Origin of the sequence: Sphingomonas agri, assembly GCF_038148795.1 — a bacterium.
Taxonomy (GTDB): domain Bacteria; phylum Pseudomonadota; class Alphaproteobacteria; order Sphingomonadales; family Sphingomonadaceae; genus Sphingomicrobium; species Sphingomicrobium agri.
Window position 1 is genome coordinate 302,548 of sequence record NZ_JBAPEU010000002.1, and the last position, 22,046, is coordinate 324,593.

At 63.4% G+C, this 22,046-nt stretch carries 13 protein-coding genes and 1 tRNA gene; 6 read left to right on the plus strand and 8 right to left on the minus strand.

What is annotated here, in order from left to right; translation table 11 throughout:
- Positions 1-10: 10 nt before the first annotated feature.
- On the minus strand, positions 11-2,071 hold the full coding sequence (recG, locus tag V8192_RS08305; protein WP_341632609.1) for an ATP-dependent DNA helicase RecG: 2,061 nt from the start codon (positions 2,069-2,071) through the stop codon (positions 11-13).
- A gap of 63 nt (positions 2,072-2,134) precedes the next feature.
- Between recG and V8192_RS08310 the strand changes: the two genes are divergently transcribed.
- A complete protein-coding gene (locus V8192_RS08310) occupies positions 2,135-2,401 on the plus strand; it encodes an FAD assembly factor SdhE (RefSeq protein ID WP_373276350.1) in 267 nt (88 codons plus the stop codon).
- Positions 2,398-5,886 carry a transcription-repair coupling factor gene (gene mfd, locus V8192_RS08315; protein WP_341632611.1) on the plus strand — a complete coding sequence of 1,163 codons (3,489 nt, stop codon included), beginning with the start codon at positions 2,398-2,400 and terminating at the stop codon, positions 5,884-5,886. Before V8192_RS08310 ends, mfd begins: the two co-directional genes overlap by 4 nt.
- A gap of 17 nt (positions 5,887-5,903) precedes the next feature.
- Here the strand turns inward: mfd and V8192_RS08320 are convergent, their stop codons facing one another.
- Positions 5,904-6,650: an EAL domain-containing protein gene (locus V8192_RS08320; RefSeq protein ID WP_341632612.1), complete on the minus strand. Its 747-nt coding sequence runs from the start codon at positions 6,648-6,650 to the stop codon at positions 5,904-5,906.
- Between the two features lie 317 nt (positions 6,651-6,967).
- Here V8192_RS08320 and V8192_RS08325 point away from each other — a divergent pair, with 317 nt between their 5' ends.
- Entirely contained in the window at positions 6,968-7,726 is a 759-nt protein-coding gene (locus V8192_RS08325; protein ID WP_341633315.1) for an NAD kinase, read from the plus strand.
- A 57-nt stretch (positions 7,727-7,783) separates the two neighbouring features.
- A tRNA-Asn gene (locus V8192_RS08330) sits at positions 7,784-7,858 on the plus strand.
- Between the two features lie 162 nt (positions 7,859-8,020).
- On the opposite strand, the gene putA is transcribed toward V8192_RS08330, so the two are convergent.
- Both putA and secA read right to left on the minus strand, forming a co-directional pair.
- On the minus strand, positions 8,021-11,176 hold the full coding sequence (putA, locus tag V8192_RS08335; RefSeq protein WP_341632613.1) for a bifunctional proline dehydrogenase/L-glutamate gamma-semialdehyde dehydrogenase PutA: 3,156 nt from the start codon (positions 11,174-11,176) through the stop codon (positions 8,021-8,023).
- Positions 11,155-13,890 (minus strand): preprotein translocase subunit SecA, encoded by a 2,736-nt coding sequence (gene secA / locus V8192_RS08340; RefSeq protein ID WP_341632614.1) that lies wholly within the window; start codon positions 13,888-13,890, stop codon positions 11,155-11,157. Before secA ends, putA begins: the two co-directional genes overlap by 22 nt.
- Positions 13,891-14,011: 121 nt before the next feature.
- Between secA and V8192_RS08345 the strand changes: the two genes are divergently transcribed.
- On the plus strand, positions 14,012-14,449 hold the full coding sequence (locus V8192_RS08345; protein ID WP_341632615.1) for a GFA family protein: 438 nt from the start codon (positions 14,012-14,014) through the stop codon (positions 14,447-14,449).
- 4 nt (positions 14,450-14,453) lie between these two features.
- On the opposite strand, the gene trxA is transcribed toward V8192_RS08345, so the two are convergent.
- Positions 14,454-14,774 (minus strand): thioredoxin, encoded by a 321-nt coding sequence (gene trxA / locus V8192_RS08350; RefSeq protein WP_341632616.1) that lies wholly within the window; start codon positions 14,772-14,774, stop codon positions 14,454-14,456.
- A gap of 64 nt (positions 14,775-14,838) precedes the next feature.
- Positions 14,839-18,249: a double-strand break repair helicase AddA gene (addA, locus tag V8192_RS08355; RefSeq protein ID WP_341632617.1), complete on the minus strand. Its 3,411-nt coding sequence runs from the start codon at positions 18,247-18,249 to the stop codon at positions 14,839-14,841.
- Between the two features lie 41 nt (positions 18,250-18,290).
- Here addA and V8192_RS08360 point away from each other — a divergent pair, with 41 nt between their 5' ends.
- The gene (locus V8192_RS08360; protein ID WP_341632618.1) at positions 18,291-18,440 is read left to right on the plus strand and encodes a hypothetical protein; all 150 of its coding nucleotides are present in this window, start codon (positions 18,291-18,293) and stop codon (positions 18,438-18,440) included.
- Between the two features lie 2 nt (positions 18,441-18,442).
- On the opposite strand, the gene V8192_RS08365 is transcribed toward V8192_RS08360, so the two are convergent.
- Together V8192_RS08365 and V8192_RS08370 are read right to left on the minus strand one after the other, a co-directional pair.
- Positions 18,443-21,316 (minus strand): PD-(D/E)XK nuclease family protein, encoded by a 2,874-nt coding sequence (locus V8192_RS08365; RefSeq protein WP_341632619.1) that lies wholly within the window; start codon positions 21,314-21,316, stop codon positions 18,443-18,445.
- Positions 21,309-22,004, minus strand: coding sequence for a nucleotidyltransferase family protein (locus V8192_RS08370; RefSeq protein WP_341633316.1), 696 nt, complete (start codon positions 22,002-22,004; stop codon positions 21,309-21,311). The genes V8192_RS08365 and V8192_RS08370 overlap by 8 nt, the downstream gene beginning before the upstream one ends.
- Between the last annotated feature and the right edge of the window lie 42 nt (positions 22,005-22,046).

The window sequence follows — 22,046 nt, forward strand, 5'->3', positions numbered from 1 at the left end:
GAACGGATCCTTATCCTGAGCGAAGCAGGGCCACTGCCTGGTCCCGCTCGAACAAATAGAGGCAAATCCGGGCAGCTTGCCCGCGTTCCCCCTTGAGCCCGCCATCGCGCTCCAGGAGCAGCTGAGCATCGCTTTGAGCGATCGGAGCGAGATCGTTGACGTCGTCGGCCGTCGCGACCCGGAAAACCTCCTCGCCCGACTGGCGGGTGCCGAGAATCTCGCCGGGGCCCCGCAGGCGAAGATCCTCCTCCGCGATACGAAACCCGTCGCCGGTTTCGCGCAGGAGGGACAGGCGCGCGCGGCCCACTTCGCTCAGGAGCGGCCCCCGGACAAGAATGCACATGCTCTTGCCGGCGCCGCGACCAACGCGCCCGCGAAGCTGGTGAAGCTGCGCAAGGCCGAACCGCTCTGCGCCTTCGACGATCATGAGCGTCGCATTGGGGACGTCAACGCCCACTTCGATAACCGTCGTTGCAACAAGGACGGCAAGCCTGGAGGACGCGAACTGGTCCATGACCGCGTCCTTTTCGGCGCCTTTCATGCGGCCGTGGACGAGGCCGACTTTCTCCTCGCCAAAGCGCAGTCTCAGCATTCGCGCACGCTCCTCGGCGGCAGCGGCATCGGTTTTTTCGCTCTCTTCGACGAGCGGGCATACCCAATAGGCCTGGCCGCCTCCGGCGATGTGACGGCCAAGGCCATCGATCAGGTCCGCCAGCCTCTCCTCGCTGATCACCTTCGTTTCGACCGGCGTACGTCCGGGTGGCATCTCGTCGATCCGGCTGACGTCCATTTCGCCATATTGGGTCAGCGTAAGTGTCCGCGGGATGGGCGTTGCCGTCATGACGAGCAGGTGCGGCGGATGCTCGGCCTTGGAAGCGAGCAGCAGCCGCTGCGAAACTCCAAAACGATGCTGTTCATCGATGACTGCAAGGCCAAGCTTCTTGTAGGCAACCTTTTCCTGGAAGATCGCGTGCGTGCCGACGAGGACGTGGATGGAGCCGTCGGCAAGGCCCATCAAAAGGCTGTCTCGCGCTTTCCCTTTCTCGCGGCCGGTCAGGATGGCTATCCTCACACCGGTGCTGTCCAGCTGCTTCAGCAGGGTCGCATAATGCTGGCGGGCAAGGATCTCCGTCGGCGCTAGCAGCGCTGCCTGCGCACCGGATTCGACTGCCCCGAGCATGGCGAGGACGGCAACGAGGGTCTTTCCGGATCCGACATCGCCCTGCAGCAGCCGAAGCATCGGCGCGGATTGCGCCATGTCTCCGCGGATCTCCTCGATCACCCGTCGCTGCGCGCCCGTTAGCCGGTAGGGAAGCCGGAGCCTCGCCGTCAGTTCGCCGGTGCCCGGCAGGGGCAGTGTCCGGTGGTGCCGCTGCGACTGCCTCAGCAAGAGAAGTGCAAGCTGATTAGCGAAAATCTCGTCGTACGCGAGGCGCTTGCGCATCTCGAGCTCGCCAGGTTCCCGGTGAGCGAGCGCCAGGGATGATCGCCAACCAGCCCATCCCTCGCGGCTGAGCAGGCTCTGCTCGATCCACTCCGGAAGTTCGGGCGCGCGCTGGATCGCTTCGCGCACGAACTCGCCGAGACGCCGGTTCGCAAGACCCTCGGTCAGCGGGTAAACCGGCTCCCGAACCGCAGGCTGCGGGCCTTTCCCAGCTTCGCTGACCTCCGGATGGATGACCTGCCACTCATCACCATAGCGCTCGAGCTTGCCGGAAATCGTCCGGGTTTCACCCATTGGGAGGCTGCGCTTGGCCCATCCGGGATTGTTGAAATAGACGAGGCTCACCGAGTTGCCTTCGCCGTCCGCTGCGAGGATGCGCGTCGGCCCGCGGCCGGACCGCGTCTCGCGTATCTGGAAGGGCTTGAGATCGAGAATGACGTTTCGGCCGATGAGAGAGATATCGACGGCCGGCGCCCGGATGCGCTCGATCGATCCCGTCGGCAAATGGTAGAGCAGATCAACAGTCCGCTTTATCCCAAGCTTGCCAAGCAGCTTGGCGACCTGCTGGCCGACGCCTTTCAGCGCTTCCACCTCCGTGAACAGGGGGTTGAGAATCTCGGGCCGCATGATTGATTGTTAGCGGCTGTTCCGCCGCTCGCAATGAGACGCAAGTCTTACTACATGGGCCCGATGCCTTCCGACCCGGACCTTAAGCGCCTCCACTGGCGCGCGCATCATCGCGGCACCAAGGAAGCCGACCTTATGATCGGCGGCTTCTTCGACGCACATCACGCCTCCTGGACGCAGAGCGAGCGAGCATTGTTCTCCGCCATGCTCGAAGAGCAGGACGTCGACATCATGGCATGGGCGCTTGGCACCTGCGAGCCGCCTGCCCGGTTCGCCGGACCCATGATCGAGGCGTTGAAGAACCTCGACTATGTCAGGATCGCGCGATGAGCGAACCGCTCCAGCGTGTTCTTCGTGCCAGCGAGCCCCTGACGCTTGCCGGCGTGCCGATGGGGTTTCTGCCATGGCTCGCCGCGGACCTCGCGCGTGCGGCGCATGGTCGCAGCAACAGCAGCCGTGCAGTGGCAATCGTCGCCGACGAAATCGAGATGCGGGCGCTTGCCGATACCGTGCCCTCGTTCGCGCCCGAAGTGGAGGTCCTGACCTTTCCTGGCTGGGATTGCCTGCCATTCGACCGCGCTTCGCCCGCGCTTCGCGTCATGGCGGAGCGGCTCGCGACGCTGAGCGCCATCCAGGCTGGTTCCAGCCGGCCCCAACTGCTCATCGCGACCTCGAGCGCGGCCTCGCAGCGCATGCTGACGCCTTTCCGGATCCGTCAGCTGACGCGCCGAATCGACGTGGGCCAGCGAATGCCCCGTGAAGCGCTTGTCGAACAGCTCAATGCCCTTGGCTATCAGCGCGCCGACACCGTCGCCGAGCACGGCGAATATGCGGTCCGCGGATCGTTGATCGATGTTTTCCCCGCGGGCGAGAAATTCGCGCTCCGCCTCGATTTCTTCGGCGACGAAATCGACAGCGTCAGACGGTTCGACCCCGCCGACCAGCGCTCGACCGACAGGGCCGAGACATTCACTCTGATGCCCGCCTCCGAAGCCTTGCTCGATCCTGAGACGATCAAGCGCTTCCGTTCGCGCTACCGGGAGAAATTCGGAGCGACCGCAACGCAGGACCCGCTTTATCAGGCTCTTTCGGATGGCCGCCGAATGGCGGGCATGGAGCATTGGTTACCGCTCCTCGAGGAACGGCTTGCAACGCTGTTCGACCATTTGGGCGAAAACGATCTGCTGGTCAGGGATACTTCGGCCGACCAGGCGCTCACCAGCCGTCGCGAAGCGATTGAGGATTATTATCAGAACCGCGTGCGCGCGATGGAGGGCGAACCGGGCAGTTATCGCCCGCTCGAGCCCGACCTCCTGTACGTCGGAAAGGACGAATGGTCCCAGTTCGTCCGCGAGAGACCGATCCATCTGGCATCGCCCTTTCCGGAACCCGAATCCGATCGTGTCCTCGATTTCAAAGTACAGCCGGCGCGCGATTTCACACCCGAGCGGGCACAGCAGTCGAACGTCTACGAAGCGGTCACCAAACATATCAGCGAGCTTCGAAAGAGCGGCCACAAGGTCGTGCTCGCAAGCTACACTGCCGGTGCGCGGGAACGATTGTCGGGTCTTCTCGAAGAACATGGTCTCAAGGCGCACAAGCAAGTCGATACCTGGCACGACGCGCTTGGCTCGAAGACCCAGCCCTCGCTCCTGGTGCTGCCGCTCGATCATGGCTTCACCACCGCCGGCGTCGCTCTGCTTACCGAGCAGGATATGCTCGGTGACCGGCTGGTGCGCAGGCGCAAGAAGCGCAAGGCAGCCGACGCCTTTCTCCAGGAGCTGGCGACGCTCTCGCCCGGAGACCTCGTCGTTCACGCAGACCACGGCATCGGACGCTACGAGGGCCTGACCCAGATCCCCGTGAGCAAGGTGCCGCACGACTGCGTCGCGCTCGAATATGCGCGGGGCGACAAGCTCTACGTTCCCGTCGAAAACATCGAGCTGCTGAGCCGCTACGGAAGCGAAAGCGAGGGCGTCTCGCTCGACAGCCTCGGCGGCGAGGCCTGGCAGCGGCGCAAGTCGCGGATGAAAGAGCGGATTCGCGAGATTGCGGGCGAGCTGATCAAGGTAGCCGCGATGCGGGCAACGAGGCCCGGCATCATTGCAGAACCCGACACCAGCTACCCCGCGTTCGTGGACCGCTTTCCTTACGAGGAAACCGACGACCAGGACCGCGCGATCGCGGACGTGCTCGGCGACCTCGAGGCTGGAAAGCCGATGGACCGCCTGGTGTGTGGAGATGTCGGGTTTGGAAAGACCGAAGTTGCGCTTCGCGCCGCCTTCGTCATGGCGATGTCGGGACGCCAGGTCGCTCTCATCTGCCCGACCACTCTGCTTGCACGCCAGCACTACAGGAACTTCGTGGAGCGCCTCCAGGGTTTTCCGCTCAACGTTGGAAGGCTCTCGCGCCTCGTCGGGGCCGCCGAAGCGAAGAAGACCAAGGAACGCCTGGCAGACGGCACGCTCGACATCATTGTCGGCACGCACGCCCTTCTTGCCAAGAGTGTCGAGTTCAAGCGGCTGGGCCTCGTCATCGTCGACGAGGAGCAGCATTTCGGGGTTGCTCACAAGGAACGGCTGAAGGCCTTGAAGTCTGACGTCCACGTCCTGACGCTGACTGCTACTCCGATCCCACGAACCTTGCAGATGGCGATGAGCGGTCTTCGCGAGCTGTCGGTCATCCAGACACCCCCCGTCGACCGGCTGGCTGTACGCACCTACGTGACGCCCTGGGACGGCGTCGTCCTTCGCGAGGCACTGCTTCGCGAGCATTATCGGGGAGGACAAAGCTTCTTCGTCGTACCCCGCATCGCCGATTTGCCCGACATGGAAGAGTGGCTTCGCACGCAAGTACCCGAAGTGAAGTTCGTTACCGCCCACGGTCAGATGAGCGCGACCCAGGTCGAGGAGCGGATGAGCGCCTTCTACGACCGCAGATACGACGTGCTGCTATCGACCACCATCGTCGAGAGCGGCCTCGACATTCCCAACGCCAACACCCTCATCATCTTTCGGTCCGACCGCTTCGGCCTTGCTCAGCTCTACCAGCTGCGGGGACGCGTCGGGCGCTCGAAGACGCGGGCCTACGCTTACCTCACCATGCCGGCCGAGCGCTCGATCACCGAAGCTGCACAAAAAAGGCTCCGGGTGCTCGCAGATCTCGACAGTCTCGGCGCCGGCTTCCAGCTCGCAAGCCACGACCTCGACATCCGCGGTGCAGGCAATCTGCTGGGGGACGAACAGTCGGGGCACATCAAGGAAGTCGGTTTCGAGCTCTATCAGTCGATGCTCGAGGACGCGATCGTGGAGATCAAGGCCGGCGGCATTCCCCGACAGGAAGAGTTCACGCCCCAGATCAGCGTCGACGCGCCGATCATGATCCCGGAGGCCTACGTCCCCGATCTTGATCTGCGGATGGGTCTCTATCGCCGCCTTGGTGAACTCGACGACCGGCAGGCAATCGATGCGTTCGCTGCCGAACTCATCGATCGCTTCGGTACGCTCCCGGAGGAAACGGGGAACCTCATGAAGATCGTCGAGGTCAAGCTGAACTGCCGCGAAGCCTTTGTCGCGAAGCTCGACATCGGCCCTAAGGGCGCCGTCGTCACCTTCGCTGAAACGGGCTTTCCGGACCTTCCCGGGCTACTCGGTTACATCGAACGGCTGAAGGGCGCGGCAAAGCTGAGGCCGGACAGCAAGATGACGATAGTACGCGACTGGCCGAGTCCAGAGGCACGGCTGAACGGCGCGCTCCAGCTCTCGCGCGGGCTGGCACGCGTCGCCTCGGCCGCTGAAAAGAAGGAAGCCGCGTGAGGCGGAGGCCGAGGCGGTCAGGCCGCTTCGGCGTTCGCTGCAGCGACGAACCGGCCCAGTTCCTCCTGGGTCAGTGCACCTGCGCCAAGAAAGCCCTGGTAGAGATCACATCCCCATTCCGCGAGAAGAGCCAGCTGGCCCGTCGTTTCGACGCCCTCGACGACAACCTTCAGCTCGAGCTCCCGGGCAAGATGGATCAGCGCCTTGACGACGATCCGATCGCGTTCGCCTCCCACGAGGTCAGCAACGAGCCCCCGATCGATCTTGATCGCGTCCAGTGGCAGCGAGGTGAGATAGGCAAGATTGGCATAGCCGGTGCCAAAATCGTCGACGGCAATGCCAATGCCGGCCTCACGAAGGCGCTGGAGGCGCTCGGTGACGGCTTCCTGGTCGACCAGAAGCGCGCTTTCGGTGATCTCCGCGGTCACGCGTTTCGGATTGATGCCGGCAACCCGAATTTCATCGAGCAGCCAACTTTCGTAGCCTGGCCGCGAGATATCCGCCGGCAGGACATTGATCGACAGGCCAAGGTCCTTGAGCGGCCCCTCCCAGACTGCAGCGGAGCGCAGCGCTTTTCGCTGCACCAGCCGCGAAAGGCGCTCGCCGAGACCTCCTGCATTGGCCCGCGCAAAAAGGAGTTCGCCCCCGGCGATCACCGGTGAGCGCGCAAGGGCTTCGGCCCCGACGATCCGGCCGGTGCAAGGCTCGATCAGCGGCTGGAAAAAAACGTCGATCTGCTCGTGCGCAATGGCTGCTTCGAGCATCAGGTCACGCCGCGGGGCGGCGGGTGCCGGTGCCCCTTTGTCCGACGCCCGCCGTCCCCACTTACCGATGTTATCCAAGGTCAACACGTTATCTACCCCCAAAACCGATGTTGTCCCTGGTCACACAGCCATGCAGCTAGTCGGCTCCAGGAGGTGGTGAAATGACGGGCTTCCGCCACGGCCCGAAACGGGACAGTGACCTTGGCGGCGTCAGCTCCTATCTTGCCCTCCGGCCAAACTGAGGAAGGAGGCACTGGTTGAACGCTGACGGACCTGCCCCCGGCGATCACCCGAAGCTCGACCTCAAGGCACTCGGGATCGGACTTCTTTCGTCTCACACCGAAATCGCCCGAGCGGCCGAGGCTCTTTTGCGGCGACGGTATGACTTTGCCGAAGAAGCGGAGGCGCAGACGCTCGTCGCTCTGGGCGGCGACGGGTTCATGTTGCAGGCTCTCCACCGGATGCTCGAAGCCGGGAAGCCGAAGCCGGTCTTCGGCATGAACCGTGGAACCGTCGGGTTCCTGATGAACGACTGGCGTATCGACTGCCTGCCCGAGCGGATCGCGGGCGCCAAGGCAATCCGCGTCGCACCGCTACAGATGTGTGCGACCAAGGTCAGCGGCGAGAAGTTCACCTATTCCGCGATGAACGAAGTCTCCCTTCTGAGAGAAACGCGCCAAACGGCGAAGATCGAGATCTCGGTCAACGGCCGCGTCGCCCTGCCCGAACTTGCCTGCGATGGTGTTCTTGTGGCGACGCCCGCCGGCTCGACCGCGTACAACCTCTCAGCAAGGGGTCCGATACTGCCGCTACAGGCCAAGGTGCTGGCCCTCACTCCTATCAGCCCCTTTCGGCCGCGCCGCTGGTCGGGCGCAATTCTCCCCGACGACACGGCCGTCTGTTTCAGGATCCTCGAGGCGGAGAACCGCCCGGTTTCGGCCGTCGCCGACCAGATCGAAGTGCGCGATGTCGCGCGCGTCGAGGTGCGGCTTGACCGCGAACGTTCGCTCACCCTCCTCTTCGACCCTGAACATGCGCTCGACGAGCGCATTGCCATGGAGCAATTTGCGACGTGATGACTTGCCTTTAAGGAGTTGGGCGCTATCTAGCCGCCCTGCCCGCAAGCGGGACACTCCCCGGTAGCTCAGCGGTAGAGCATCCGACTGTTAATCGGACGGCCGCCTGTTCGAATCAGGCCCGGGGAGCCATTTTCTAAAACTCACTTGAACGAAGCGGCCCGGCTGCGTGCAACCGGACCGCTCCTGCGAGGCGTGTTCGTGCCCGCTAAGAGGGCCGCCCCGCGCGGCTATCAACACCGATTTTCCCTTAGTGCTCCAGCGAGCTCTTAAACCGTGCCAGCCTGGGACGAATCAGCCTTCGAGCGCGGCCATCAGGCTCGCATTTCCGCCTGCGGCAGTCGTGTCGATACAAGTCACGCGCTCCGTCGCGAAACGAGCGACGTAATGTGGACCGCCGGCCTTCGGCCCGGTGCCCGAAAGGCCCTCGCCGCCGAAAGGCTGGCTCTCGACCACTGCACCGATCTGGTTGCGGTTGACGTAGAAATTGCCGACGCGGGCATGTTCCTCGACATAGTCGCGCACCGTGTCGATCCGGCTTTGAAGGCCAAGCGTAAGCCCGTAACCAGTGGCGTTGATCTCCGCCACGACCTTGTCGAGCCGGTCGCCGGCAAAGCGGATGACGTGGAGAATGGGACCGAAATTCTCACGGTTGAGCTCGCTCAGCGACCTGATCTCATAAAGCGCCGGAGCAACGAAGCTGCCGTTGGCGGCCTCGTTCGGTTGCGGCAGCCTGCTGATGCGCTTTGCATTCTTTTCGAGCCAGGAGAGATGGTTCTCGAGCGCGCGCTTGGCATCTTCGTCGATCACCGGACCAACATCGGTCGCAAGGTCGTTGGGGTCGCCGACTTTCAGCGCTTCCATCGCTCCGGCGATCATCCTGATCATGCCTTCGGCGACATCTTCCTGGACGAAGACGACGCGGCAGGCGGAGCAGCGCTGGCCGGCGCTCTGGAACGCCGAGGAGATCACATCCCTCGTCACCTGCTCAGGAAGGGCCGAGCTGTCGACAATCATCGCATTCTGGCCGCCCGTCTCGGCGATGAACGGGATGATTGGCCCGTCGCGCTCAGCAAGGCCGCGGTTGATCAGCCTTGCAGTCTCGGTCGAGCCCGTAAACGCAACTCCCGCTAAAAGGGGGTGGCCAGTCAGTGCTGCACCCACCCGCCCATCGCCAGGGGCGAGCTGGACGACGTCCTTCGGAAAGCCAGCGGCGTGAAAGAGATCGATAGCCAGGGCGCCGATAAGCGGTGTCTGCTCGGCGGGCTTCGCGATCGCGCTGTTCCCTGCGGCAAGTGCTGCCGCGACCGGGCCGGTGAAGATCGCCAGCGGGAAGTTCCAGGGAGAGATACAGGCGAAGACGCCGCGGCCATGGAGCCGCAATTCGTTGTGTTCCCCGGTTGGACCGGGCAGCGGCATCGGCCGCGCGAAGAGGCGCCGTGCTTCCGACGCGTAGAACCGCAGGAAATCGACGGCCTCGCGCACCTCGAGGATCGCATCGGGAAGCGTTTTCCCGGCCTCGCGAATGCAAAGTGAGTAGAAATCCTCGCGATGCTGCTCGAAGAGATCCGCCGTGCGATCGAGGAGCCGGCCGCGCGCTTCGCCGCCAAGAGCATCCCAATTGGCCTGCGCCGCAGCACCGGCCTCAACCATCATTGCAACCTCGGATGCACTGGCTTCGAACACCTGTCCGACCTCGACACGGCGATCCTGCGGCGAGGTCACTGCTCTTGGCGTTCCGTTCCCGAGGGTCGGTTTTGCCGTCCAGCGCTTTCCTTCAAGAACAGCAAGTCGGCTCAGGACCGGGTCGCGCTCCAGAGCATCAGAGAGGTCCAGGCCCGCGCTGTTGCGGCGATCTACGCCGAACACGTCTCGCGGCAGGATAATTTTCGGATTGCGCTTCGGTTCGAGCGCTTCAAGCTCAAGGACGGGATCGCGCACCAGTTCGTCGATCGACACCTGTTCATCGGCGATGCGGTTGACGAAGCTTGAATTGGCGCCGTTCTCGAGCAGGCGGCGCACGAGGTATGCGAGCAGTTCCTTGTGGCTTCCGACCGGCGCGTAAATGCGCACGGGAGTTGGGGTTTCGCCGAGATGCTGCTCGAGCTTCGCCAGCTCCTGGTAAAGCTCTTCGCCCATGCCGTGAAGGCGTTGGAACTCGAATTCCTTGTTGCCTGCGAGGGCCTTTACCTGCCCGATGGTATTTGCATTGTGAGTCGCGAAGGCAGGATAGATGACGTCGGTCGCACCGAGCAGCTTCTTGGCGCAGGCAAGATAGGAAACGTCGGTCGCGACCTTACGCGTCCACACGGGATATTCGGGCAAGCCCCCGACCTGGGCAGCCTTGATCTCGGTGTCCCAGTAGGCGCCCTTTACAAGCCTGCACATGAGGGTCCGGCCCCTGGCGCGCGCTGCCTCGATCACCCAGTCGCACAAGGGCACGGCGCGCTTCTGATAGGCCTGGATTGCAATACCAAAGCCGCCCCAGCCGTTCTCGAAAAGCTGGTCGTCCGCAAGAAGAGCCTCGAACACATCCATCTGGAGCTCGAGGCGGTCCGCCTCTTCGGCATCGATGGTGAAATGAACATCGGCCCTGGAGGCCTTGAGAGCAAGTTCGCGGGCCACCGGAATGACGGCGCCAAGGGCTTCCTCGCGGCGTGTATATTCGAAACGCGGATGGAGGGCCGTCAGCTTGACGGAAATTCCAGGCGACTTCCTGAAGCCGCCCTTCGCATCCTTGGCGATCCGGGAAAGGGCGCCCCGATAGGCTTCTGCGTAGCGGTTAGCGTCTTCAAAGGTCCTTGCGGCTTCCCCGAGCATGTCGAAGCTGTGGCTGAGACCCTGGCGTCGCTCCGGCTGGGCGCGCTTGAGCGCTTCGTCGATCGTCCGGCCGAAAACGAAGTTGCGGCCAAGGATCTTCATCGCCTCGCGAACGGCGGTGCGCACGACAGGCTCCCCAAGGCGCCCAACCGCCCGGCCGAGCGCAGCCTTCCAATTGTCCGAGCGATCCTGCGCGCTCTCCAGCACTTTGCCCGTCAAAAGCAGCGAGAAGGTCGCGGCGTTGACGAAAGCAGAGCCGGAGCGGCCAAGTTGCTCAGACCAGTCCGGCCCGGCCAGCTTGTCGGCAATCAGCTCGTCGGCGGTATGAGCGTCCGGGATGCGCAGGAGCGCCTCGGCAAGGCACATCATGGCGATGCCTTCGTCCGAGCCCAGGTCATAGGCATGAAGGAAGGCGTCCACGCCCGAAGGCTTATGGGCACGCACGCCCTTGACCAGCGCCCGCGCGGTAGCGCTGGCCTCGCCCTCCTGGCGGGTGCTGAGCCGGGCCTCGCCGAGGCGCTTCCTTACGAGCTCGTCCTCGTCAGGCCGGTAGGCGCGCCTCAGCTCCGAGCGGTCGATTGGCTTTGGAGCGGCCGCCCGCTCCGGCGTTACGCGGGCAGCCCGTGGCAATGCTTGTACTTCTTGCCCGAACCGCACGGGCAAGGTGCGTTGCGGCTGATTGGCGCTTCGACGACATTCCCGGCCTCGTCTCGCTGCGGCATCGGTGGCTGCGGAATGTTGAGCAAGGGGATGCTGGGCATGAGGCCTCGCGCCGCCGCATCGATGTCCGCCGTGTCGTCATCGGCCGAGAATGGATCAAGGTGCTGCGTGATGAAGTCCGGAAGCGCCGGCGGCGGCATGGGCTCTAGCTGGACCTGGGCACGCATCAGGAAGCGCGTGACCTCCTCCCGGATCGACACCAGCAGCCGCTCGAAGAGAAGGAAGGCCTCCTGCTTGTATTCATCGATCGGCTTCTTCTGGGCGTAGCTGCGCAGGTGAATGACCTGGCGCAGCGCATCGAGGGTCGCGAGGTGCTCCTTCCAGTGGTGATCGAGAGTCTGGATGAGGATCTGTTTTTCGATATCCTGCCACCGGCCTGGATCGAGCTGTTCAAGCTTTCCGGCCATCGCCTCGTCAGCGAGCTTCTGCACCCGCTCGATGATCATTTCGGAGTGTACGGCCTCTTCCTGGAGCCACTCATCGATCGGCGGCTGAAGCCCGAAGACTTCGTCGACGGCTTCCTTGAGCGCGTCGATATTCCACTGCTCGGGATAGGTACCCTCGGGGCAGTTGACCGCGACAATCGCAGCGACCGTCTCGGCGCGCATGTCGGTGATGACGTCACTGACGCTTTCGGCGTCCATGATGTCGGCGCGCTGCTCGTAAATGACCTTGCGCTGATCGTTCATCACGTCGTCGAACTCGACCACCTGCTTGCGGATGTCGTAATTGCGCGCCTCGACCTTCTTCTGCGCGGTCTCGATTGCCTTCGAGATCCAGCGGTGGGTGAGTGCTTCACCCTGCTCGAGCTGGCTGTTCATGAGCCGCGCAAACATCGTCTGGGGCCCGAAAATGCGCAGCAGGTCGTCATCGAGACTGAGATAGAATTTCGAAAGGCCAGGATCGCCCTGCCGGCCCGAGCGACCGCGCAGCTGGTTGTCGATGCGCCGGCTCTCGTGACGCTCGGTGCCAAGGACGTAGAGCCCGCCACCTTCCAGGACGCGCTGCTTTTCCGCGGCGATCTCGGCACGGATTTTCTCCGCTTGAGCATCGTATTCGGGAGTGCCTGCAACGAGTTCTGAATGTTCGTCGCGCATGCGGAACTCGAGGTTGCCCCCAAGCTGAATGTCCGTGCCCCGGCCCGCCATGTTGGTGGCGATGGTGACCGCTCCAAGCCGGCCGGCCTGCGCCACGATATGTGCTTCCTGCTCATGGAAGCGGGCGTTCAGGACCGAGTGCTTGATCCCGCGCTGGTGAAGGAACTCCGAAAGCATTTCCGACTTCTCGATCGACACCGTACCGACCAGGACCGGCTGGCCCTGTTCCTGCTTGGTGTTGATCTCGTCGGCGATGGCTCCGAACTTCTCCTGCATCGTCTTGTAGAAGACATCGTCCTCGTCGAGGCGCTGCACAGGGACGTTCGTCGGGATCGCCACCACGTTCATCTTGTAGATATCGAAGAATTCCGGTGCCTCGGTCATTGCCGTGCCGGTCATGCCCGAAAGCTTCGGGTACATGCGGAAATAGTTCTGGAAGGTAATCGAGGCGAGCGTCTGATTTTCAGGCTCGATATCGACGCCTTCCTTGGCCTCCACGGCCTGGTGAAGGCCGTCAGACCAGCGCCGCCCGTCCATCATCCGGCCCGTGAACTCGTCGATGATGACGACTTTCCCGTCCTTCACGATATAGTCGATGTCCTTCTTGAACATGACATTGGCCTTGAGGGCCTGGTTCAGGTGGTGGACGACCTGCGTGTTCGCGATGTCGTAGAGGTTCCGTCCCTCGATCAGCCCGGCCCCTTCGAGGAGGCGCTCGGCCTTTTCGGTACCCTCTTCGGTGAGGACGACGCTCTTTTGCTTCTCGTCCTTTTCATAGTGCGAGGGCTGAAGCGATTTCACGATGCCGTCGACGGCAATGTAAAGATCCGACTTGTCGTCGGTCGGGCCCGAGATGATGAGCGGAGTGCGGGCCTCGTCGATCAGGATCGAATCCACCTCGTCGACGATGGCGAAATTGAACGGCCGCTGGACCATCTGGTCGCGGCTGTATTTCATGTTGTCGCGAAGATAATCGAAGCCGAGTTCGTTGTTCGTCGCGTAGCAGATATCGGAATTATAGGCTTCGCGGCGCTGCTCGTCGGTAAGGTTGGGAACGATCACTCCAACGCTCATCCCGAGGAAGCGGTAGATCTGTCCCATCCAGTCGGCGTCGCGGCGTGCAAGATAGTCGTTGACCGTAACGACGTGGACGCCCTTCCCCTCCAGCGCGTTGAGGTAGACCGCGAGCGTTGCAACGAGGGTCTTGCCCTCGCCCGTCTTCATCTCTGCAATCTCGCCGCGATGAAGCGCGATGGCGCCGATTAGCTGGACATCATAATGGCGCTGCCCAAGGGTGCGGATCGCGGCCTCGCGCACTGTCGCGAACGCCTCGGGCAGGAGATTGTCTAGCTTCTCGCCATCGGCGAGACGCTTGCGAAAGAGGTCGGTCTGGCCGCGCAGCTCCTCGTCAGAAAGCGCGTGAATGTTGGGCTCGAACCCGTTGATTGCGTCGACATATTTGCCGAGGCCGCGGACATAGCGATCGTTGGCCGATCCGAAGATGCTTTTTGCCACTGAGGCGAACACGTGAATTCCCTTAAAAACCCGTGCGTTGCAGAAAGGGCGAAAAGCTCCCGCGGACGCTCTGGGAAACTGCGTCGGGCGATGTAAGGAGCGCCCCCCGTATAGTCAATTAAGGTGGACCGTTATGGGACTGAAGGGCGGATGCATGTGCGGCGCTGTCCGCTACGAGCTTAGGAGTGATCCGTTCGACTGCGGGTGGTGCCATTGTCGCACCTGCCAGCTGACAAGCGGCGCGCCGGCGATGGTTTTCGCGAGCGTCGCCGAGGGAGATCTCGCCTGGACACGGGGAGAGGATAAGGTGAGGTCGGTCGCTTCCTCGAGCTTCGGGCACCGCAGTTTTTGCGGCGATTGCGGAACGCCGTTCCTGATGAAGGTCAATCATCAGCCCGAGACGGTGGATTTCAGCGTCGCGACGCTCGACGAACCCGAAAGTGTCGCGCCCGGTTTTCACATCTTCTGGGGAAGCCGCATCGGCTGGTTTGAGCCAGCCGATACTCTGCCGAGGCATGAGAAATTCCGCCCCCTGACCAGAGGCCTTGCGGGAACGGAACCGCCGGAATGAAAGCCTAGAGGTTTCCCTCTAGCCACTGCTGGATCTGGCTGCGCGGAGCCGCACCAACTTTCTGGGCAACCGGCTGGCCCCCCTTGAAAAGAAGCATGGTGGGAATGCCGCGAACGCCGTACCGGCTCGGCGTATCCGGATTTTCGTCGATGTTCAGCTTGGCGATGGTGACCTTTTCGCCGAGTTCGCCGGCGATCTCCTCCAGCGCGGGGGCGATCATCCGACACGGGCCGCACCATTCCGCCCAGAAATCGACAAGGACCGGACCCTCGGAACCAAGGACGTCGGAAGCAAAGCTCTGGTCGGTGACCGTCTTGGTGGTCATGGCGGACAAATCTCCTGGCAGGCAACAAAAGTTAACAAGCATATGGGGGCTCGTCGCAAGGCCCTCAAGACATGATTTCGATGAGTCTTGGGCCGGCAGTGTAGAGCAGCGAGGCCCGCACTTCTCGTCCAGGAAAGATGACCCGTAATGCCTCGGCATAAGCCATCATCTGCAAGCGATGGCTGTTCGGGATGTCGGCGTCCGAAGCGGGCACCCTTCCGGTCTTGAAGTCGATCACCGAGACCCGGCCTTGTTCGACGAGAAGCCGGTCGACCGTTCCGGCGATCACGCGTCCATCGGATAACGTTGCTGCGAGCGGCGCCTCGCCCAGCGAGGTCGGTCCGAAAAGCGCCGAAAAAGCGGAAGCGGAAATTATCGAACACACCTGGTCCACGATCTCGTTGCGAACAGAGGAGTCAGTCACCCCTGCCGAACGCTCCAGCCAGAGATCCGCAGCGGACCGGCGGCTGCCTTCCTCGACCGCCGGGAGGCGTTCCAGAAGCTGATGGATCCAGATTCCGCGCTGCGCTGCCGTTCGCATCGCGGGGCCAGGGGAGGAGGCTCTCTCGTCATCCACCGCAATAGCGGACGGGGCGAGCGGCCGCGGCGGCCGCGATTCCGGCGGTGCAGCTCTAAGGGCCCAGTCAGGCACTTTGGCCGGCAAGAGCTCGACCCGTTCGCGCAGCTGTTTGGCCGCAGCCGTGCCTGGCGAGCCGTGGCGAAGGAGGACGTGGTTCTCCCCTCCATGAGCACCCATGTCGGCCATCGCGCGCTCGACGATGACATGCCAGGAATTGGCCGGCCTGGGGTCCGAACCGTCCTTCCTGGCCTTGGGTAGCACTCCAGCAATGATGAGCCGGTCTGCAGCGCGGGTGAGTGCGACGTAGAGCAGCCTCAGATGTTCCTGGAGATCACGCTGTTCCTCATCGACAATGACTTGCTCGAACGGAGGGCAGCGCTCGTCCTTCTTCGGCCTCAGAAGCGGTGCAAGGCCAGCCTGGCTGGTCTCGATATCGAGAGCGAGCGGCATTCGCCCAAGTCGCGCCGGATCCGCGGTGGCATCCGCGAGAATGACGACGCCTGCCTCCAGGCCCTTGGCTCCGTGGACCGTCATGACCCGGACCTGGTTCGCGGGCTGCCCTGGGTCACGCTGCACGTCGACGGTCCCTCGCGAGAACCAGGAAAGAAAGCGATCGAGCGAGGGAATTTCGCTGCGCTCGAACTCGAGCACGCTGTTGATCAGTTCATCGATCGCGTCGCGCGCCGCCAGTCCGAGACGGCCGTAAAGCTTGCGGCGGCCGCTCATCGGACCCGACAGGATCGTCTGGAGAAATCGCGAGGGCGTCACGAAATCTGCGATCCGCAGCAACTCAGACAGTGCCTCATAAGCTTCGCGGAATTCGTCGGCGCGGTCGCGAAGCTCGCGCCACAATGACCCCTTCCGGCCAAAGGCGAGATCCCGCAGCCGGTCCTGGTCCCAGCCGATCAGGGGCGAAACCAGAAGGCACGCTAGGCTGAGGTCATCATTGGGCTGGACGGCAAATTTCACCGCGGCGAGCAGGTCCTGGACCGCGAGCGGCTCGTGCAGGTGCAGACGGTCGACGCCGGCCACCGGAACCCCGGCTGCGAACAATCGCGCAACGATGAGCGAAGCAAGTTCGCCGCGGCTTCGGACAAGCACCAGAATATCACCGGGAGAAAGCGGCCGTCCCGTGGAGGCCAGCACCGGCGCCTCCTCGATCATTCGCTCGACGCGCTCGGCGAGCATCTGCGCATATTGACGGTCGCGCTGCGCCACCCATCGCTCTTCACCCTCGTCGCTCTCGTCGGGCGACGGCTCCACGGCGAAGGGCTGCCAAAGTTCGACCCGGCCCGGCCGGGCCTGGTCGTGCGCCCGGTGCGGCGGCGGTGTTTCGCTAAGGGCCATCGCCTCGGGGCCTACTGTCCCGATCATCGCGTCGACGACATCGAGGACCGGCTGTGCCGACCGGAAGCTCGCAGCGATGGAGAGGTCGCGAAATTCGCGTGCCCGCTGCTGGTAGGAGAACAAGTCCGCGCCGTTACTCAAGGTAGCTGCACGTTTCTTGAAGCGTTCGCGTGCTTCGTGGAACCGGCGGGGATCCGTTCCTTGAAAGCCGTAAATGGCCTGCTTGAAGTCGCCGACCATGAACAAGGTGCGATTGCGGTCTTCACTTTCACTCGATCCGCTGAAGAACTCGTCGACCAGATGCTCGATGATCTCCCATTGCGCCGCATTGGTGTCCTGCGCCTCGTCCACGAGCACGTGATCTACCTGCCGATCGAGCTTGAAGCGGACCCATTCACCCATTCCCGGCTGGGCCAGAAGGCGCCGCGTCCATTCGATGAGATCGTCGAAGTCGGCGACGCCGATGGCACGTTTGGCCTGCGCATAGGCGCCCGCGAACGCCTGCCCCGCGCGAAGACCGGCCGCGATGTCGCGTGCAAGTCTCGCGCCGTTCTGGATCCGCAGCAGATCGCCGATGAGGACCGCAAGACGGCCTGCGTGCGATTCGTAATGGGGCTCGGCCTTGGTCTGGCCGGCCGTCACCCGCAGCGTGTCGCTGTCCGTGAGGACGACCTTGCGCAGCCTCGACAATGAAGCTGCACGTTCGATCGGCGTCAGCTGGAGCCATTCATCGATGAGGTTCGCGTGCCCGACACCGGTTTGGGCGCCCCATCGCCGGTTTGCATCCGCGACAGCGCGGAGCAGATCGCAGTCGAACCGGTCATCGCCGCAGTGGTTCGCGATATACTCTTCAACGGATTCGCCCGGAAGGTCCATCATCCGGCGGATGGCCGGTTCGATTGTCTCGCGGGACCCGAGCGCAGCAAGGGCCTGAGGCCGCCGGGCGCATGCACGAAGATATTCGACGGCGTCTCTTTCCCCCAGACGGCGGCTGAGAGACTGGACATCGAGGATCAGCTGGCCGTCGCCTCCAGCCTCCGCATCCGCCATAAGATCCGCAAGAGTTCGGCGGACAAGCTCCTGCTCCGCGCGTCCCTCGATCGGCTGGAAGCCAGGCGTGATCCCGGCCTCTGCCGGAAAAGCAGCAAGAAGCGACTGCGCGAAGCTGTGGATCGTCTGGATCTTTAGGCCGCCGGGACAATCCAGCACTTTGGCGAACAACTGCCGAGCGCGTTGGCGCATCTTGGGATCGTTCGATTCCCCGAGGTGAAGAAGGTCCGTCCCAAGCTCACTGTCCTTCAACCGGACCCAGGCGGCAAGGCGCGCACCGATGCGGTTCGACATCTCGGCTGCGGCTGCCTTCGTGAAGGTGAGACAGAGAATGGATTCGGGACGCGCGCCCCTGAGCAGCAGCCGAAGGACGCGAGCCGTGAGCACCTGCGTTTTTCCCGTCCCTGCCGAGGCTGAGAGGGACGCATGTGCCAATGGATCCGAGGCGCGCGCCTGCGCATCCTTGAGCTCTGGGAAGGTTCTGAAACGCCCGCTCATCCCGCTTCCCATCCCGCGGCGAACGCCATAGAGGACCGCGCATGGACGATAAAAACGACGAAATCGACCGGGCAAGCGAGCAACGACGTGCCAAGCTGGTCAAGGCCGGCGTGGCGGTCGGAATCGGCTCCGCAGCGATTGTCGCCGCCTTGCTTTACGCATCCAAGGTGAAGAAGAAACCGCGCCGCTAGTTTCATCTGCGGCCGTACCATTCTTCCAGACGCATCAGCTGGTCGTAGTCGCCGTAGGGCGCATAAGCAGGGTTGAGCTTTGCCGTAAAAGGCTCGCTTCCAGTGAGCCACTTGCCCGCGGCTTCGACGAAGTTGCGACAGGCATGGTCCAGGAATTCGCCTGGCGCCATGTCCTTGTCGGGACGCATCAGCCTCCCGAACTGTCCCCGGTGCCGGGCAAGTGACCAATATTCGAAGGCCTGAGGCTCACCCTCGATCCCCTCAAATCCACCCGCGCGAGCAATCAGTGCAAGAAGTCCAAGCTGAAGTGCAAAACCTTCCGTCACGGCTTTCTGGGTGGGAGGCTGACCGGTCTTGTAATCGATGATCGCAAGGCCGCCGCCGGCGAGCCGGTCGATGCGATCGACCCGGCCGTAAATCGTCACGTCGCCGAGCACCGCCTCCCCTTTTGCCTCTGCCGCGAGCGGCCGCCGTCCCTCGGACTGGTTCTGCCGCTCCGTTGCAGCAATCCAGTCGATGGCCTCCAGCAGCCGCGGCGCCCAAAGCGCCCGAAGCATCGGATGGATCGCCGCGTCCTTTAGAAGCCGCTCGGCGCGGCCGCGAAGTCGTTCCGGATCGCAGCCGTCGTGCAAGAGCCATTCCTCGAGAACCCGGTGGACCTGGGTGCCCTTCCAGGCGGCCGTGTGATCGGCGTCGACGACGTCAAGCAGCTTGAGGTCAAGTATGGCGCGTGCATAGAAAGCAAAGGGATCGGCCTTGAGCCGATCGACGTCAGTTACCCGAATTTTCTTCGGCCGCTGTTCGAGGGGCACAGAGGGCGCTGGTTTTTCGACCGGTCTCTGCCTTCCTGGATCATCGAGCGCCGATGTCAGGCGCTCAAGGCGGATGTCCCTTGGGAGACCCCCGCTTATCGCGTCGAGACGGAGCAGGAAGCGCGAAGCCACCGTTGGTGACTTTAAATCTCGGTTTGCCCGCGTGATCAGCACTTCGGGCGCTCCGAGTGCGCTTGCAAAATCGTGCGCAGCAAGACCAATGCGGCCGTCCAGTGTGGGCATTCCAAGCGCTGCCCGGACCTTTGGCGGCAGCCAGGGATCCGGTGCCGGAAGGGCTGGCCAGACTCCCTCGTTGAGGCCGCCAAGAACGAGCAGGTCTGCCCGCTGCAGCCGGGCCTCCAGCAAACCCCAGATGAAGATCCGGGGGTGTCCGCCGTAGGGCGGCCGCACTGCTTTCTCGTCCATGAGCTGGCGAAGCAGCGGCACTGCATCTTCGGCTGCAACGATCAATTCCGCAGCTGCCCTGGAGGCCTGCAGTTCAGCCATCATCTCTGCTGCAATCCGGCCCGCCGGTCCCCGCCAGACGGAATCGCCCGCAATGTCCTCCGCTGCCCTGGACAGCTCCTCAGCAAGCTTCGAGAGCGACACGGGCTCACGAAGCATTGCATCGATGGTTTCGACACGTGGACGCACGATTTGCCAGGAGCTCGCGTTCCCGAAGTGTGCGTCCAGCCCGGCCAGCCGCGGGACCGGCCGGGGGCCCCGCAGCTTGAGGTCGAGTTCGCGGACCTTGTCCAGCCAGGCGAGACGATCCTCGCCCTCCCCGCCTACCAGGGGATGCTTGAGCAGAGCGAGCAGCGGGACAGGTGACAGGTCTTCAACAGCAGTGCTTGCAATCGCCATCAAGAGCGTGCCGACGGCGGTTGTCGCGAGTGGCCTACCGGCGCTGTCGTCCGCCTCGATATCCCACCGTGCAAGCAGTCCCGAAACCCGTCCTGCAAGTTGTCGGTCCGGAGTGACGAGCGCCGCGGTCCTGCCGGGAATTTCGAGAGCTTCGCGCAGTGCCAGCGCAATGGCCTGCGCTTCGGCGGCAGGATCGGGCAACTCGGCCAGACGAATGTCGCCCAGGCGTCGTTCAGAGGGCTTGAGCGTCTGCCATTTCTGCGAAAATTGAGGAGCGGCCATCGCGTTGGCGACGGCCCTTAAGCGTGCTCGCGTCGAACTCGCGCCACTCGACCAGCGCCACTCCTGCACTTCCTCGCGGGCGATCCCGAGGCGGCCGAGCAAGAGCTTCAGCTGGAATTGCGGGTGGGTTGACTCCCCTCTCCCGCTTTCGTCCGGACCGAGCGCCTCCCATTCCTCAGCCGGAAAGACGTCCGCCAGCCACAAGCCGGGAAGCACGACCATTCCCCCTGGCATGCGCGCGACACGGGCGACGAGAGCCGCGACCGCGGGTGCGATAGTCGTAATGCCCGCAGCGACCGTGAAGCCGCCAGGAGGATCATTCTCCCAGCGCCTCGCAAGGCGGTTCAGCAATCGATTACGGTGCTCTGCAAGATCCACCGCCCCTTGCTGGGCGAGGATCTGCGGCCACGCCTCGTAGATGAGTTCGAGCCGTGCGAGCGAATGTTCCCAGTGCCGCGCGAGATCGCTTGCCTCCCCGACCGCGCCCTTGAGTTTCCGTGGGTCGATTTCCTCGATCAACAGGGCATCGAGCGTGCGCGCAAGATCGGCGGCAAGGCGCAGGCTCTCGGCCGTACCTTGGCCCTGAAGGATCGAGGCAAGTTTCAATAGCCGCTCCGCGGGATCAATAGCGGGTGGATCGGGGTCCTTTTCGATCCGGTCCAAAGCTCCGCCAACGCGCTCGTCCAGTTCAGGATCGCCAACAGGAATGAGACGGGGCAACAGGAGGCCAGCACCGCTCGCCCGAACGAAGGCGTCGGTAACCGCTCTGACCGCGCGATTGTTGGGCAAGAGGATGCGGCCCTGCGCAAGGCCGAGTTCGTCCTGGCCGAACCGGGCGATGAGGCCTGCTGCTAGCGCGTCGGCGAACGAACGGTGAGAGGGGATTGTATAGACGGCGACCCGCTGCGGGTCAGACATTCTCGAGCGCCGCTTCCGTCATCGGAATGGATTGGGGAGTGCCGACGTCGAACCAAAGGCCCTGATGGACTGCCCCAAAGGCGCGACCCTCTTCGATCGCCCGGTCCCAGAGGATATTGGTCGAGAAGGGACCCTCGGGCGCTTCTCGCAGCAACCTCTTCGATACCATTTGGATGCCGGTGAATACGAACGGCGCGACGTGGCTTCGCTCGCGGCGCCTGATCCGGCCCTGGCGGTCCATGTGAAAGTCGCCGAGACCCCGGTGATTGAGCGCGCTTGCCTGCGGAACGAGCAGGAGCAGCGCGTCCATCCTCGAATCATCCCATTGCGAGGCGAGCAGCCTGATCGTGTCGGCGGGGCCGTCGATCCAGAGGTTGTCGCTGTTGAGCGCGAGGAACGGGTCGCTGTCGATGAGCGGAGCTGCCTTAACCAGTCCCCCGCCGGTTTCCATGAGGAGCCCTCGCTCGTCGGAAATGACCACCTCCAGCCCGTGCGCGCGGCTTGCAAGATGAGCTTCTAGGGCGTCCGCGAGGTAGTGAACATTGACGACCACCTTCTTGACGCCGGCTGCGCGGAGCCGTTCGAGGACATGGTCAAGAAGCGCCTTGCCGTTCACCTCGATGAGCGGCTTGGGCCTGGTCGCGGTCAGCGGGCGCATGCGCTTGCCGAGACCGGCAGCCATGATCATCGCCGTCTGTGGTACTTCGGCTGGGACTTCGGCTCTCAACCT